We start from the raw sequence: 14,068 nt of genomic DNA on the forward strand, positions 1-14,068 counted from the left end.
CCATATCCGCGCCGCGAGGAAAAGGGTTTTCCTGCGCTGCGGCGACCGTTACGCCGCCTGGAACTGCGCCGCCACCTCGCGCCGATGCGGCTGGGCGCGATGCTCGACCAGGTAGATCCCCTGCCAGGTGCCCAACTCCATCCGGCCGCGCGCGACCGGGATCTGCAGGCTGACGGGCAGGATCGCGGCCTTCAGATGCGCGGGCATGTCGTCCGGCCCCTCGGCGCGATGCGTCAGGTAGCGCATAGACGGATGGTCGGCCGGCGGCGCGATGCGGTCGAGCCAGGCCAGCAGGTCGCGCTGCACGTCCGGATCGGCGTTCTCCTGCACCAGAAGCGAGCAGGAGGTCTGGCGCACGAACAGCGTCACCACACCGTCCCTCGCGCCGATGCCGCGCAGCCAGGCCGCCACCTCGGCCGTGAAATCATGGCAGGCCGGCCCGCGGGTCGGGATGGTGAAGCTGGTCCTCACGAGCGGCCTTCCCGCCAGGACGATTCCCGCCCTTTTTCAACCATGGGCTTCTCCGTTCCCCAAATACCCAATGAGCTATTCCGCCGCCTCGCCCGGTGCTTCCAGCGACTCGGCACCGTCATGGTCCAGCGCCAGCCGCTTTTGCGTGCGCGCGCCCAGGTCGCGCAGCATCTCGGCCTGGCGGATGACGTTGCCCGGCCCGCGGGTCAGCCGGTCCATGGCGGTGGCGTGGCTTTTCTGCGCCCGCTCCAGCGCGCTGCCCACATCCTCGACCGCCGAGACGAAACCGTGCAGCTTGTCGTAAAGCTGGCCGGCGCGGGCGGCGATGGCCATGGCATTGGATTCGCGCCGCTCGACCGTCCAGATGTGATCGACCGTGCGCAGCGTCAGCATCAAGGTGGTCGGCGTGGCCAGCCCGACGCGGTTCTCCATCGCGTGCCGCGCCAGGTCTGGATCGACGCGCAGCGCCTCGGAAAAGGCGCCCTCGACCGGGATGAACATCAGCACGTAATCGACCGAGCCCTCGTCGATCGCCTGATAGCCCTTGGCCGCCAGCCCGGCGACATGGGCGCGGACCGAGGCAACATGGCGGCGCAGCGCGGCGTCGCGGGTCGGCATGTCCTCGGCATTCACCGCCTCCTCATAGGCGTTCAGCGAGACCTTGCTGTCGATCACCAGAAGCTTCTTCTGCGGCATCTTCACGATCACGTCCGGCCGCCACAGCTTGCCGTCGGCGTCGCGGTGGCTCGCCTGCGTGTCGTAATGCGTGCCGGCGATCAGGCCGGAATCCTCAAGGATGCGCTCCAGGATCATCTCGCCCCAGGCGCCGCGCTTCTGGCTGTCGCCCTTCAGCGCCCGGGTCAGCGCCACCGCCTCGCGCGAGATGTCCTCGGAACGCTTGTGCAGGTATTCGATCTGCTCGCGCAGCCTTGCGCGTTCCTCGTCGGTGGCCTTGTTGCGGGCCTGAAGCTCGGTCTGGAAGCGGTGAACCTGGTCGCGAAAGGGCGTCAGCAGGGCCGACAATTGCTCGCCATGCGCCTTTTGCATCTCGCTGCCCTGGGATTTCAGCGTCTCGTTGGCCAGCAGGCGGAACTGGCCGGTCATCTCCTCGCGCAATTCGCGCAGGGTGGCGATGTCGCGCGCGGCCGCCTCGCGGTCCTTCTGCGCCGCCAGACGGGTTTCCGCCAGCTCGCGCTCCAGCCCCGAGACCTGCTGGCGTTCGCGGTGCAGCGCGTCGGTCAGCCCGTCGCGTTCCTCGACCAGTTCCTGCAGGCGCTGGCTCAGCGATTCCGCCCGCGTCTCCAGCCGGCTTACGGCCAGAAGCTGGTCGCGCAGCCCGGCCGTTTCGGCATCGAGCCGCGCCTGCAGCTCGGCCTCGCGCCGCCGGGCCAGCAGGGCATCCGCCTGGGCCGAACGCCGCGTTCGCCACAGCGCAACAAGGCAAAGCGCCAGCACCGCCAGCGCCGCGATCAACAGCAGCCGCAGATTGCCCGCATCCGCCAGCCATGCCTGCATTTTTTCCGCCTCGCCCATCGGCCCCTGCGCCTTGTCCCAACCGCGGTTTCGCGTCGCTTGCCGGGACTGTTCCCGTTTTTCCCCAAGAATGCAAGCGCGGCCCCCTTCCTTCGCCCCGGTTGCGCCCCTAGCCTTCGCCTGAAAACCGCAAGAGGAGATCAGGCATGGTCAAGACCGTCGCCGTCATGGTGGGCTCGCTCCGCAAGGATTCTCTCAACCATAAGCTGATGAAGGCATTGCAGAAACTGGCCGAGGGCCGGTTGCAGTTCCACCTGCTGCATATCGGCGATCTGCCGCATTACAATGAGGATCTCTGGGCCGAGCCACCCGAATCGGTGCTGCGGCTCAAGGACCGGATCGAGCATTCCGACGCGGTGCTGGCGATCACGCCGGAATACAACCGCAGCTATCCGGGCGTGATCAAGAACACCATCGACTGGGGCACCCGGCCCTATGGCCAGAACTCGTGGAAGGGCAAGCCCGCGGCCGTCATCGGCACCTCGCCCGGCGTGATCGGCGCGGCGCTGGCGCAAGCGCGGCTGAAAAACGACCTGGTCCATGTCGGCACGGTGATGATGAGCATGCCCGAGGCCTATATCCAGTGGAACGCCGAAGCCTACGGCGCCGATGGCAGCGTCACCGACGAAAAGACCGCGAAATTCCTGCAAGGCTTCGTCGATTCCTTCGCGGACTGGATCGAGAAGCACGGCTGAGCCCGGCCGCAGGACGACAAAGGCCGCGCCCGAAAGCGCGGCCTTCTTGCGTTGATCGGCCGGTTACTGGTCCAGGAAGGACCGCAGCTTGCGCGACCGGCTGGGATGCTTGAGCTTGCGCAGCGCCTTGGCCTCGATCTGGCGGATGCGCTCGCGGGTGACGCTGAACTGCTGGCCGACCTCTTCCAGCGTGTGGTCGGTGTTCATGCCGATGCCGAAGCGCATGCGCAGCACCCGCTCCTCGCGCGGCGTCAGCGATGCCAGCACCCGCGTGGTGGTTTCCTTGAGGTTTTCCTGAATGGCGCTGTCCAAGGGCAGCACGGCATTCTTGTCCTCGATGAAATCGCCAAGCTGGCTGTCCTCCTCGTCCCCGATCGGGGTTTCGAGAGAAATCGGCTCCTTGGCGATCTTCATCACCTTGCGGACCTTTTCCAGCGGCATCTGCAGCTTTTCGGCCAGTTCTTCGGGCGTCGGCTCGCGGCCGATCTCGTGCAGCATCTGGCGGCCGGTGCGCACCAGCTTGTTGATCGTCTCGATCATGTGGACCGGGATGCGGATGGTCCGGGCCTGATCGGCGATGCTGCGCGTGATCGCCTGCCGGATCCACCATGTCGCATAGGTCGAGAACTTGTAGCCGCGGCGATACTCGAACTTGTCCACCGCCTTCATCAGGCCGATATTGCCTTCCTGAATGAGATCAAGGAATTGCAGGCCCCTGTTCGTGTATTTCTTGGCGATCGAGATCACCAGCCGCAGGTTCGCCTCGACCATTTCCTTCTTGGCCTGGCGCGATTCCTTTTCGCCGCGCTGGACCTGGCTGACGATGCGGCGGAACTCCTCGATATCGACGCCGACATGCTGGCCGACCATGGCCATCTCGGCGCGCAGGCTTTCCACCTGGGCGCGGGACTTCTCGAACAGCGCCTGCCAGCCGCGGCCCTTGTGCTGCATCATGCGCTCGACCCAGGTCGGGTCCAGCTCGCTGCCGCGATAGGCGTCGATGAACTCGCGCCGGTTGATGCGCGCGGCATCGGCCAGCTTCACCACGTTGGAATCGATGGTGACGATGCGGCGGTTGATGCCATAGATCTGGTCGACCAGCGCCTCGATGCGGTTGTTGTGCAGGTGCAGCTCGTTCACCAGCGCGACGATGCGCGAGCGCAGTTCCTGATAGGCGCTTTCCTGCGCGGCCGAGAAGGTGCCGTCCTCGTTCAGCGTCGCCGACATGCGGTTGTCCTGCATGTGCGACAGCTCCTCGTAGCCCCGCGCGATGGCCTCCAGCGTCTCCAGCACCTTGGGCTTCAGCGAGGCTTCCATCGCCGCCAGAGACAGGTTCTGGCCGTCGTCCTCGTCCTCGTCCTCCTCGCGGCCCATGGGGTTGCCGTCGGCGTCGAACTCCTCCTCGTCGCGCGCGGCACCGTTGGCCGCGGCGGGGCGGGCCTCGGTCGGCAGCACCTCCTCTTCCTCGCCATCCTCGTCCATCGAGCGGCCGAAGGTGGTCTCCAGGTCGATCACGTCGCGCAGCAGGATGTCCTCGTCCAGAAGCTCCTGGCGCCACATGGTGATGGCCTTGAAGGTCAGCGGGCTTTCGCAAAGCCCGGCGATCATGGTGTTGCGGCCGGCCTCGATGCGCTTGGCGATGGCGATCTCGCCCTCGCGCGACAGCAATTCGACCGAGCCCATCTCGCGCAGATACATGCGCACCGGGTCGTCGGTGCGGTCCAGCTTTTCCGTCTCGGCGGTGGCGACCGTCAGCTCACGCGAGCCCGAGCCGGTGGTGGTCAGCTCGCCGCCCGTTTCGGCCTCCTCGGCCTCCTCGTCGTTCTCGACCACGCGGATGTCCATTTCGGACAGCATGGACATGACGTCCTCGATCTGGTCGGAACTGACCTGTTCGGGCGGCAGGACGGCATTGAGCTGGTCATAGGTGATGAAGCCGCGTTCGCGCCCTTCGGCGATCATGCGCTTGACCGCGGCCTGCGACATGTCCAGCGAAGGATCGTCATCCTTGGCCTCGGGCTTCTGGTCTTCGTCGTTGGCTGCCATGCTGGCTCCCTTGAAGCGGTGATTCGCGAATCGGCGAATCGGGATCGGCTATCGGCCGGTTCTAGCGCGAATCGCAGGCGATTCAAAGCCTGCGAGCCGGCGTCGGCCGGGGTGATTCGGCGCAGGTGATTCGCGCGCCTTTCAGCGGCGCGGCTTGCGCCAGATCTCGTTCTTCAGCGCCGCATCGAGGATGGCCCGATAGGCGTCGCTGTCCTCGCCCAGGTCCGACAGGTCGGCCAGCGAGGGGTGGTCGGCCTGCTGGCGGGCACGGGCGGATTGCGCCATGCGCCAGGTCAGGCCCTCGTCCGCGAGCCCCTCGATCTCGGCCTCGGCACGGGCGATTTCCTCGCGCGCGGCGCGGCGGGCCTCGATCCGGTCCAGGGCATTGGCAAGGATGCCGGCGGCGGCATCGCGGTCATGCGGGCGCAGGATCGCCGGGGCCGCCCTCACATGGGGGTCGGCCATGATGCTTTCAAGGGCGCGCTGCCCGGCCTGGGATTGCGTCCCCGACAAGAGATCGTGGACCAGCGCCGCGCGGTCCGCATCCTGCGGCTCCAGCCGTTCCAGCCGCGATTCGACCGGGGCGATCAGGCCGGGATGGGTGGCGCAGATCGCCAGCACCATGGCCTCGACCAGCGCCTCGGCCTCGTGTTCGTTCAGGTCAGGCGAGGAAAGCCGCGAGGCCCGTGTCGGTGCCGTCGGCGCGACCGGCTGGAAGCGGGCGCCGCGCCCCCCTTGCCACTCGCGGCCCTGCCATTCGCGGGCGGGACGCGCGGGCGCGGGGGCATCGGCGCGGCGGCGGTTGCCGAACAGCTCCCATTTCAGGTTGCGCAGCACGGCGTGGTAATGGTCGCGGGTGTCCTTGTCGGGGATCTTGGCCACCGCCTCGGCAAGGGCCTTGTCCAGCGCCGCGCGGCGCTCGGGGCTGTCGAAGACCCGCCCCTCGGTCTCGCGCCGCCACAGCAGGTCGACCAGCGGCCGCGCCTCGTCCAGCACGGCGCCCATCGCCCCTGCCCCGCGGGCGCGGATCAGGTCGTCCGGGTCCAGCCCCTGCGGCAGGAAGGCAAAGCGCAGCGCCTGCCCCGGCCCGGTCATCGGCAGCGCCAGGTCGATCAGCCGCATCGCCGCGCGCAGGCCCGCCTCGTCGCCATCGAGCGCGATCACCGGCTCGGGCGAGATGCGCCACATCAGCCGCAGCTGGTCCTCGGTGATCGCGGTGCCCAGCGGCGCCACGGCGCCCTCGAAACCCGCCCGGACCAGGGCGATCACGTCCATGTAGCCCTCGGCCACCACCAGCGGCCTGCCCTTGGCCACCGCCGCCCGCGCCGGGCCGATATTGTAGAGGTTGCGGCCCTTGTCGAAGAGCGGCGTCTCGGGGCTGTTGAGGTATTTCGCCCGCGCGTTCGGGTCCATCGCCCGGCCGCCGAAGGCGATGCAGCGCCCGCGCCCGTCGCGGATCGGAAAGGTGATGCGGCCACGGAAGCGGTCGAAGGGCGCACCGCCCTCGTCGGGCTTGGCCGCCAGCCCGGCCTCGACGATCAGAGCCTCGGCGATGCCCTTGGCACGCAAGGCGTTGAACAGGCCCTGCCGCTGGTCGGGGGCGAAACCGATGCCAAAGGCTTCGCAGGCGGCCTCGTCCAGCCCGCGCCGGGCCAGATAGGCCCGCGCCGCCTCGGCCGGGCCCATGCCCAGCTGCATGCGGAACCAGCGCACCGCCTGCTCCATCACCTCGACCAGTTCGGTGCGGCGGTCGGCGCGCTGCACCTGACGCGGGTCGCGCTCGGGCATCGGCAGGCCGGCCTCGGCGGCCAGCAGCTCGACCGCCTCGATGAAGCCCAGCCCCTCGGCCTCGCGCAGGAAGGTCAGCGCGTCGCCCTTGGCGTGGCAGCCGAAGCAGTAATAGAAGCCTTTCTGGTCGTCGACATGGAAGGAAGCGGTCTTTTCGCCGTGAAAGGGACAGGGCGCCCACCAGTCGCCCTTGGCCTGATTCGAGCGGCGCAGATCCCAGACCACCTTGCGCCCGATGACGCGTGACAAAGGCACGCGGGCGCGGATCTCGTCAAGGAATTGCGGCGGAAGGCTCATGCCGCCTTATATCGGATCACGCCGGCCGGTTGCAAAGGGTCATGCACCGACCGCGCCGCGCACCAGTTCGCGATAGACCGCGACCACCCGCTCCTGGTCCAGCCGCCCGCCCTCGCGGTACCAGTTGGTGACGCCGGTCAGCATGGCGATCAGCGCCATGGTGGCCAGCCGGGTATCGGGCACGGCCATGGTGCCCTCGGCCTCGCCGGCGATCAGGATCGCCTCCAGCGCATCCTCGTAGCGACGGCGCAGGGCCGCGATTTCGGCACGGTTTTCCGGCGTCAGGTTGCGCAGCTCCATATAGGACAGGAACACCGCCTCGGGGCGCTCCAGGCTGGTCTGGATGTGAAAGCGCAGGAACGCCTCCAGCCGGTCGAGCGCCGGCCGGGCCGGATCGTCGCGCCAGGCGGCCAGCAGCTCCTCCATATGCACCCGCAGCAGGTCGGCCAGCAGCGCCTGCTTGTCGGCGGTATAGCTGTAAAGCGTGCCGACCTGCACGCCGACCTCGGCCGCGATCTGGCGCATCGAGACGGCGGCATAGCCGTGGCGCGCAAACAGCCTGCGCGCGGCGTCGCGGACCAGCGGTCCGGTGATCTCTGCCCTTGAGCCCTGGGTTCTTGCCATGCCGTCTTCTAGGCGGCGAGCCGCGGCAAGGTAAAGAGCGCATCTTGCCCCCGCCGCCCCGCCGGGCCTATGGTCCGGCGCATGAAGACATGGGGGAACGGCATGGGGCGGATCTGGGGCGGGCGGATCTGGGGCGCGCTGGCGCTGGCAAGCCTGGCCGCATGCGGCGACATGGTGGGCGACTATCCCGAACTGATGCCGACCGACCGGCTGCTGGCCGAACCGGCCCTGCCCGGCCATGCCGCCGATGCCGCCCGCGACCCCGCGGCGGCGGGCGGCGCGCTGGATGCGCGCGGCCGCTCCCTTGCCGCCCGCGCCGGCACCGCGCCGGCGGCGGGCGACGCCGCCTTGCAGCGCCGCGCCGAGGCCCTGCACGCCCGCGCCAGGGCCCTGTCGCAGCAATCCCCGGCCGAGGACTGCCCCGAGGGCAGCACCGACTGCGCGCCGAACTGAGGAGAATGCCATGCCGGTCATCACCTGCATCGAGGATCTGAAGGCGATCTATCGCCGGCGCGTGCCGCGCATGTTCTACGACTATGCCGAAAGCGGCAGCTATACCGAAAGCACCTTCCGCGACAATTGCAGCGATTTCCAGCGCATCAAGCTGCGCCAGCGCGTCGCGGTGGACATGACCGGACGGACGACGGAAAGCACCATGGTCGGGCAAAGGGTCGCCATGCCGGTGGCCCTGGCCCCGGTCGGCATGACCGGCATGCAATGCGCCGATGGCGAGATCAAGGCGGCGCGGGCGGCGAAAGCCTTTGGCGTGCCCTTCACGCTTTCGACCATGTCGATCTGCTCGATCGAGGACGTGGCCGAGGCGGTGCAGGCGCCGTTCTGGTTCCAGCTTTACGTCATGCGCGACCAGGAATTCCTGGAGGCGATCATCGAGCGGGCCCGGCGCGCCCATTGCTCGGCGCTGGTGCTGACGCTGGACCTGCAGATCCTGGGCCAGCGCCACAAGGATCTGAAGAACGGGCTATCCGCCCCGCCGCGGCTGACCCTGCCGGTGCTGCTGGATCTGGCGACGAAATGGCGCTGGGGCATCGAGATGCTGCAAACGAAGCGCCGCTTTTTCGGCAATATCGTCGGCCATGCCAAGGGGGTGGGCGACCCCTCGTCTCTGGTCGCCTGGACGGCCGAGCAGTTCGACCCGCAGCTCGACTGGGGCAAGATCGCCCGCATCCGCGACCTCTGGGGCGGCAAGCTGATCCTCAAGGGCATCAACGACCCCGAGGACGCCCGCATGGCCGCGGATTTCGGCGCCGACGCGATCATCGTCAGCAACCATGGCGGCCGGCAGCTCGACGGCGCGGTCAGTTCCATCCGCATGCTGCCCGAGATCGTCAAGGCGGTGGGCGACCAGGTCGAAATCCATCTCGACAGCGGCATCCGCTCGGGCCAGGACGTGTTGAAGGCGCTGGCCATGGGGGCGCATGCCACCCATATCGGCCGCGCCTTCATCTATGGGCTGGGTGCCATGGGCGAGACCGGCGTGACCCGCGCGCTGGAGGTGATCCAGAAGGAACTGGACATCACCATGGCGCTCTGCGGCGAGCGGGACGTGAAGAACCTGGGCCGCCACAACCTGCTGGTGCCGCAGGATTTCCTGCAAGCCTGGGGCTAGGCGGCCGGATCAGGGCGCCGGATCGGGCCGGGTCTGTTCGCCTTGCCCCCGCGTCCTTTCCTTGCCGAATCCGGGGATCCGCAACCGGCCCAGAAGCATCGCGGCCAGGGTCGGCAGGCCGACGGCGAACAGCATCAGCTCGCCCAGGTGCTCGAAGCCCAGCAGGCGGGCCAGATGCAGCGCCATGACATGCATGAAATAGATCATGGCCGAGATCGGATCGAGCCGGATCGGCGGCTGCGGCATGGCCGTGCCCAGCACCGCCACGAACAAGGCCGGCGCCGCGACGTAAGAGCTGATCGGGATGTCCAGCATCACCTGGTCGCTGCGCCAGGCCTGCACCAGCCAGGCCTCGGCCATCAGCAGCCCGGCCCCGGCGGCGGTGGCAGCCAGCGCCAGCCGGCGCGGCGGCAGCCCCTGCAGCCCCAGCCGGGCCACGCGGCGGCCGCAGAGATAGCCGATGGCCACGAAGGGAAAGCACATGAACAGGCCGTTCGAGAATTTCTTCACCCCGATCTGCATGATCCCGGACAGGGCGACATATTGCAGAACCAGCCCGATCGCGGCGCAGACCGCCGCCGCCGCCAGCAGGATGCGGTATTCATAGGCCGGCGCGACCCTGCGGGCAAAGCCGCGCAACAGCAGAACCACCGCCCCGGCAACCAGGATGCCGGCCATGAACCACAGGTGGAAATAGCCCCAGGCCAGGGTCTTGAGCAGCGAGACGAGCCCATGCACCTGATCCATCCAGAAAGGCAGATAGACCGCCATCCAGAACAGGTAGAGCGCCGCCACGCGGGCCAGCCACTTGTTGCCCTTGCCGCGCGCCACCGCCGAATAGAGGAAATAGCCCGCCACGATGCAGAAGGTCGGCACCATCACCCGCATCAGCCCGTTGCCGATCATGAACAGCTGCGGCGTCATATGCGACTGCAGCCAGTAGGTATGGGCAAAGGCCACCAGGACCGCCAGTCCCAGCTTCAGATAGTCCAGCGAATGAATCCGATGCAACGCGAAAACCCCGACCCGCACTGGAGCAAGCTTTGCAGCCAGCGAGGACGATCTGACAAGCATTTTCCCCGCGGCATGCAACTGTTTTTTCGCTTCACATCCGAATGACGTCGCGCTATAGGCGCGGCTTCGGCCATGCACCCTTGGAGGATGGCCGCGAACCGTAACCAAAGGAATACCATCATGGCCAAAGAGATCCCGGATCTGGTGGCCGAGGCACGCGCGGGGACAGGCAAGGGGGCCGCCCGCCAAGCTCGCCGCGAAGGCAAGGTGCCCGGCATCGTTTATGGCGACGGCAAGGAGCCGCAGCCCATCCAAATCGAGTTCAACTCGCTGCTGACCAAGCTGCGCGCCGGCCGCTTCATGTCCACGCTGTGGAACCTGAAGATCGACGGCCAGGACGACGTGCGCGTCGTCTGCCGCGGCGTCCAGCGCGACGTGGTGAAAGACCTGCCGACGCATATCGACTTCATGCGCCTGCACCGCAACACCCGCGTGAACCTGTTCATCCACGTGAACTTCGAGAACCACGACGCCGCCCCCGGCCTCAAGCGCGGCGGCACGCTGGTCGTGGTGCGCCCCGAGGTCGAGCTGGTCGTGACCGCCTCGGACATCCCCGAGCAGATCACCGTGGACCTGACCGGCCGCCAGATCGGCGACACCATCCACATCAACGACGTGGTGCTGCCGGCCGGCGTGAAGCCGACCATCGACCGCAATTTCGTCATCGCCAATATCGCCGCGCCCTCGGGCCTGCGCTCGGCCGATAACGAGGAAGCTGCGGCTGCCGAAGGCGAGGCCGCCGAGGCCTGATTGCGGGCCGAGGCCGGACAGAATCGGGCGGCACCCCTGCGGGCGCCGCCCTTTCTCTTGCCGTCATGGCCCGCGATTGCTAGGAGATCGCGCCTGACGCGAAGGGGAAACGCATGGAACCGATCCATATCATCGGCGCCGGTCTTGCCGGCTCCGAGGCCGCCTGGCAGATCGCCCGCGCCGGCCTGCCGGTGGTGTTGCACGAGATGCGGCCCCAGGTCGCCACCTTCGCCCACCGCACCGGCGATTGCGCCGAGATGGTCTGCTCGAACAGCTTCCGCTCGGATGACGACCGCATGAACGCCGTGGGCCAGTTGCATTGGGAGATGCGGGCGGCGGGCGGGCTGATCATGGCCATGGCCGCCCGCCACCGCCTGCCCGCCGGTGGCGCATTGGCCGTGGACCGCGACGCCTTCTCGCAGGCGGTGACCCAGGCGCTGCAGGCCGAGCCGCTGGTCAGCTTCCAGCCCGGCGAGATCCGCGAATTGCCGACGGAGGGCCGCTGGATCGTCGCCACCGGCCCGCTGACCTCCGAGGCGCTCGGCCAGTCGATCCGCGGCCTGACCGGGGAAGGCTCGCTGGCCTTCTTCGACGCCATCGCCCCCATCGTCCATGCCGAGAGCATCGACATGTCGATCTGCTGGCGGCAAAGCCGTTACGACAAGGGCGAGACCGAGGCAGAGCGCACCGCCTATATCAACTGCCCGATGACGCGCGAGGATTACGAGGGCTTCATCGACGCCCTGCTCGCCGCCGACAAGACCGAGTTCCACGAGGGGGAAACGGCCGGCTATTTCGACGGCTGCCTGCCGATCGAGGTCATGGCCGAGCGCGGCCGCGAAACCCTGCGCCACGGCCCCATGAAGCCCGTGGGCCTGACCAATGCCCATAACCCGGCCGAAAAGCCCTATGCCGTGGTGCAGCTGCGCCGCGACAATGCGCTGGGGACGCTCTACAATATCGTCGGCTTCCAGACAAAGATGAAATATGGCGCGCAAATAGATGTTTTCCGGCGCATTCCCGGATTGCAGGACGCCAGATTCGCCCGTCTGGGCGGCATCCACCGCAACAGCTTCCTGAACTCGCCGCGGCTGATCGACGACCGGCTGCGGCTGCGCGCGCGCCCGAACCTGCGCTTCGCCGGCCAGGTGACCGGGGTCGAGGGCTATGTGGAATCCGCCGCCATGGGCCTCTTGGCCGGGCGCATGGCCGCGGCCGAGGCACTGGGGCGCGACCTGTCGCCGCCGCCCGCCACCACCTCGATGGGCGCGCTGGTCAACCACATCACCGGCGGCGCGGATGCCAAGACCTTCCAGCCGATGAACGTGAACTTCGGCCTCTACCCGCCGCTGGACGCGACGCGCGGCGGCCGCAAGGGGCGCAAGGACCGCTACCCAGCCTATACCGACCGCGCAAAAGCCGATTTCCAGCAATGGCTTGCAGGACAATCTTGAATCGGACGCGCTTCGCCCCCTCGCCGACCGGCCCCTTGCATCTGGGCCATGCCTTCGCGGCCCTGACCGCCGCGCGGCTGGCCGATCCCGGCCAGTTCCTGCTGCGCATCGAGGATATCGACCAAGGCCGCTGCCGCCCGGAATACGAGGCGCTGATCGCCGAGGATCTGCACTGGCTGGGCCTGGACTGGCCGCGGCCGGTCATGCACCAGTCCCAGCGCCTGCCCGCCTATCAAGCTGCGCTCGAACGGCTTTCGGCGCTTGGCCTGACCTATCCCTGCCGCTGCCGCCGCGCCGATATCCGCGCCGCGCTCTCGGCCCCGCAAGAGGGCGCGGCGCCGCGGATCGGTCCCGACGGCCCGGTCTATCCCGGCACCTGCCGCCAGCGCCGCATGGCCGATGCCGGAGCTGATGACGCCATCCGCCTGGATGCGGCGCGGGCGCTGGACCAGCTGGGCCTCGACGAGATCGCCTTTCTCGACGAGAACGTCGCCCCCGGCCGGCCGCACCGGTTGTCGGCGCAGGATTTCATCGCCGGCATCGGCGATGTGGTGCTGGCGCGGCGCGGCATGGGGACCAGCTATCATCTTGCGGTGGTGGTGGATGATGCCGCGCAAGACATCACCCTGGTCACGCGCGGAAAAGATCTTCTGGATTCAACGTGGATCCATGTCGTCCTTCAGAAACTGCTGGAACTGCCGACACCACGCTATCATCACCACCGGCTGATCCGCGACGAGCAGGGCAAGCGGCTGGCCAAGCGCGACGACGCGCGGGCGCTGAAGCTTTTCCGCGACGAGGGCGTCAGCGCCGAACAGATCCGTCAATCCCTGGGGATCTGAGGCGCCATGATGACGACCTCCTCTCCCCCGCGGATGGCGGTATAAAAGCAGCTGCGCCGGTTGGTGTGGCAGGCCGGCCCGGCCTGGTCCACCAGCAAAAGCAGGCAGTCGCGGTCGCAATCCACCCGCAGCTCGACCAGCTTCTGCACATGGCCCGAACTCTCGCCCTTGACCCAGAAGCCCTGGCGCGAGCGCGACCAATAGGTGACACGGCCCGTCTCCAGCGTCCGTTGCACGGCCTCGGCATTCATCCAGGCCATCATCAGCACCTCGCCGCTCTGATGATCCTGCGCGATGGCGGGAATCAGGCCCTTCGCGTCATATTTCAGGCTGGCAGGGTCGAACATCGGCTTTCCTTTCGGGCTTGCCGTCCCTATCTAGACCGGGCGGCAGCAAGGGAAAAGACCATGTCCGACAGCGACCTGATGCAGCTCTATTCCCGGCGCATCTTGGCGCTGGCCTCGGATATCCCGCATCTGGGCAAGCTCGACCATGCGACGGGCAGCGCGCATCGCCGTTCGCCGCAATGCGGCTCCTCGGTGACGGCGCATGTGGCGATGCAGGACGGCCGCATCGCCGATTTCGCGCAGGAGGTGCGGGCCTGCGCCCTGGGCCAGGCCTCGGCCGGGGTGCTGGGCCGCACCGCGCTTGGCCGCTCGCGCGACGAAATCGCCCGCGCCCGCGACGAACTGCAGGCCATGCTGAAAGCTGACGGTCCCGCCCCCGCCGCCCCCTTCGACGAACTGGAGGCCCTGCTGCCCGCCCGCGAATTCCCCAACCGCCATGCCTCGATCCTGCTGGCCTGGGAGGCGCTGCTCGGCGCCATCGACGCCTCGCCGGCCTGATTTTCACCGTTTCCCAAATACC

The 14,068-nt window shown here is 68.0% G+C and carries 14 protein-coding genes; 7 read left to right on the forward strand and 7 right to left on the reverse strand.

The features are described 5' to 3' along the window. Positions 1–48 precede the first annotated feature (48 nt). Together ACDP63_RS10990 and rmuC are read right to left on the reverse strand one after the other, a co-directional pair. Complete coding sequence (locus tag ACDP63_RS10990) at positions 49–471, reverse strand: secondary thiamine-phosphate synthase enzyme YjbQ (RefSeq protein ID WP_409928026.1); 423 nt, start codon at positions 469–471, stop codon at positions 49–51. A 75-nt stretch (positions 472–546) separates the two neighbouring features. Then, a complete protein-coding gene (rmuC, locus tag ACDP63_RS10995) occupies positions 547–1,986 on the reverse strand; it encodes a DNA recombination protein RmuC (RefSeq protein ID WP_231486737.1) in 1,440 nt (479 codons plus the stop codon). 164 nt (positions 1,987–2,150) lie between these two features. On the opposite strand from rmuC, the gene ACDP63_RS11000 reads away from it, so the two are divergent. Further along, the gene (locus ACDP63_RS11000; RefSeq protein ID WP_024844486.1) at positions 2,151–2,699 is read left to right on the forward strand and encodes an NADPH-dependent FMN reductase; all 549 of its coding nucleotides are present in this window, start codon (positions 2,151–2,153) and stop codon (positions 2,697–2,699) included. A gap of 63 nt (positions 2,700–2,762) precedes the next feature. Here ACDP63_RS11000 and rpoD read toward each other — a convergent pair whose 3' ends face one another. The 3 genes from rpoD to ACDP63_RS11015 all read right to left on the reverse strand — a co-directional run bounded on the left by rpoD (position 2,763) and on the right by ACDP63_RS11015 (position 7,454). Continuing rightward, positions 2,763–4,745, reverse strand: a complete 1,983-nt coding sequence (gene rpoD, locus ACDP63_RS11005; protein ID WP_024844485.1) for an RNA polymerase sigma factor RpoD — start codon at positions 4,743–4,745, stop codon at positions 2,763–2,765. 141 nt (positions 4,746–4,886) lie between these two features. Beyond that, positions 4,887–6,830: a DNA primase gene (gene dnaG / locus ACDP63_RS11010; protein ID WP_024844484.1), complete on the reverse strand. Its 1,944-nt coding sequence runs from the start codon at positions 6,828–6,830 to the stop codon at positions 4,887–4,889. Positions 6,831–6,869: 39 nt separating this feature from the next. Then, positions 6,870–7,454, reverse strand: coding sequence for a TetR/AcrR family transcriptional regulator (locus ACDP63_RS11015; protein ID WP_024844483.1), 585 nt, complete (start codon positions 7,452–7,454; stop codon positions 6,870–6,872). Between the two features lie 81 nt (positions 7,455–7,535). On the opposite strand from ACDP63_RS11015, the gene ACDP63_RS11020 reads away from it, so the two are divergent. Next, the gene (locus ACDP63_RS11020; RefSeq protein WP_231486734.1) at positions 7,536–7,907 is read left to right on the forward strand and encodes a hypothetical protein; all 372 of its coding nucleotides are present in this window, start codon (positions 7,536–7,538) and stop codon (positions 7,905–7,907) included. A gap of 10 nt (positions 7,908–7,917) precedes the next feature. Continuing rightward, entirely contained in the window at positions 7,918–9,081 is a 1,164-nt protein-coding gene (locus ACDP63_RS11025) for an alpha-hydroxy acid oxidase (protein ID WP_024844481.1), read from the forward strand. Between the two features lie 9 nt (positions 9,082–9,090). Here the strand turns inward: ACDP63_RS11025 and ACDP63_RS11030 are convergent, their stop codons facing one another. Continuing rightward, entirely contained in the window at positions 9,091–10,092 is a 1,002-nt protein-coding gene (locus ACDP63_RS11030; RefSeq protein ID WP_024844480.1) for an acyltransferase family protein, read from the reverse strand. Positions 10,093–10,275: 183 nt separating this feature from the next. On the opposite strand from ACDP63_RS11030, the gene ACDP63_RS11035 reads away from it, so the two are divergent. The 3 genes from ACDP63_RS11035 to gluQRS all read left to right on the forward strand — a co-directional run bounded on the left by ACDP63_RS11035 (position 10,276) and on the right by gluQRS (position 13,201). Then, positions 10,276–10,905 (forward strand): 50S ribosomal protein L25/general stress protein Ctc, encoded by a 630-nt coding sequence (locus ACDP63_RS11035; protein ID WP_024844479.1) that lies wholly within the window; start codon positions 10,276–10,278, stop codon positions 10,903–10,905. Positions 10,906–11,018: 113 nt separating this feature from the next. Beyond that, entirely contained in the window at positions 11,019–12,359 is a 1,341-nt protein-coding gene (trmFO, locus tag ACDP63_RS11040; protein WP_024844478.1) for a methylenetetrahydrofolate--tRNA-(uracil(54)-C(5))-methyltransferase (FADH(2)-oxidizing) TrmFO, read from the forward strand. Continuing rightward, positions 12,338–13,201 (forward strand): tRNA glutamyl-Q(34) synthetase GluQRS, encoded by an 864-nt coding sequence (gene gluQRS, locus ACDP63_RS11045; RefSeq protein WP_024844477.1) that lies wholly within the window; start codon positions 12,338–12,340, stop codon positions 13,199–13,201. The genes trmFO and gluQRS overlap by 22 nt, the downstream gene beginning before the upstream one ends. Here gluQRS and hisI read toward each other — a convergent pair. Next, the gene (gene hisI / locus ACDP63_RS11050) at positions 13,183–13,548 is read right to left on the reverse strand and encodes a phosphoribosyl-AMP cyclohydrolase (protein WP_024844476.1); all 366 of its coding nucleotides are present in this window, start codon (positions 13,546–13,548) and stop codon (positions 13,183–13,185) included. The two genes, gluQRS and hisI, sit on opposite strands and share 19 nt — an antisense overlap. Positions 13,549–13,608: 60 nt before the next feature. Between hisI and ACDP63_RS11055 the strand changes: the two genes are divergently transcribed. Continuing rightward, on the forward strand, positions 13,609–14,046 hold the full coding sequence (locus tag ACDP63_RS11055) for an iron-sulfur cluster assembly scaffold protein (protein WP_024844475.1): 438 nt from the start codon (positions 13,609–13,611) through the stop codon (positions 14,044–14,046). Positions 14,047–14,068 lie beyond the last annotated feature (22 nt).

Origin of the sequence: Paracoccus sp. P2, from assembly GCF_046335115.1 — a bacterium.
Classification (GTDB): domain Bacteria; phylum Pseudomonadota; class Alphaproteobacteria; order Rhodobacterales; family Rhodobacteraceae; genus Paracoccus; species Paracoccus pantotrophus.

What these genes read in the sequence shown, in the direction of transcription:
- dnaG (WP_024844484.1), bottom strand. Translation starts at nt 6,830, where the DNA reads ATGAGCCTTCCGCCGCAATTCCTTGACGAGATCCGCGCCCGCGTGCCT.
- hisI (WP_024844476.1), bottom strand. Translation starts at nt 13,548, where the DNA reads ATGTTCGACCCTGCCAGCCTGAAATATGACGCGAAGGGCCTGATTCCC.
- rpoD (WP_024844485.1), bottom strand. Translation starts at nt 4,745, where the DNA reads ATGGCAGCCAACGACGAAGACCAGAAGCCCGAGGCCAAGGATGACGAT.
- gluQRS (WP_024844477.1), top strand. Translation starts at nt 12,338, where the DNA reads ATGGCTTGCAGGACAATCTTGAATCGGACGCGCTTCGCCCCCTCGCCG.
- ACDP63_RS11035 (WP_024844479.1), top strand. Translation starts at nt 10,276, where the DNA reads ATGGCCAAAGAGATCCCGGATCTGGTGGCCGAGGCACGCGCGGGGACA.
- ACDP63_RS11020 (WP_231486734.1), top strand. Translation starts at nt 7,536, where the DNA reads ATGAAGACATGGGGGAACGGCATGGGGCGGATCTGGGGCGGGCGGATC.
- ACDP63_RS11000 (WP_024844486.1), top strand. Translation starts at nt 2,151, where the DNA reads ATGGTCAAGACCGTCGCCGTCATGGTGGGCTCGCTCCGCAAGGATTCT.
- rmuC (WP_231486737.1), bottom strand. Translation starts at nt 1,986, where the DNA reads ATGCAGGCATGGCTGGCGGATGCGGGCAATCTGCGGCTGCTGTTGATC.
- ACDP63_RS11025 (WP_024844481.1), top strand. Translation starts at nt 7,918, where the DNA reads ATGCCGGTCATCACCTGCATCGAGGATCTGAAGGCGATCTATCGCCGG.
- trmFO (WP_024844478.1), top strand. Translation starts at nt 11,019, where the DNA reads ATGGAACCGATCCATATCATCGGCGCCGGTCTTGCCGGCTCCGAGGCC.
- ACDP63_RS11055 (WP_024844475.1), top strand. Translation starts at nt 13,609, where the DNA reads ATGTCCGACAGCGACCTGATGCAGCTCTATTCCCGGCGCATCTTGGCG.
- ACDP63_RS11015 (WP_024844483.1), bottom strand. Translation starts at nt 7,454, where the DNA reads ATGGCAAGAACCCAGGGCTCAAGGGCAGAGATCACCGGACCGCTGGTC.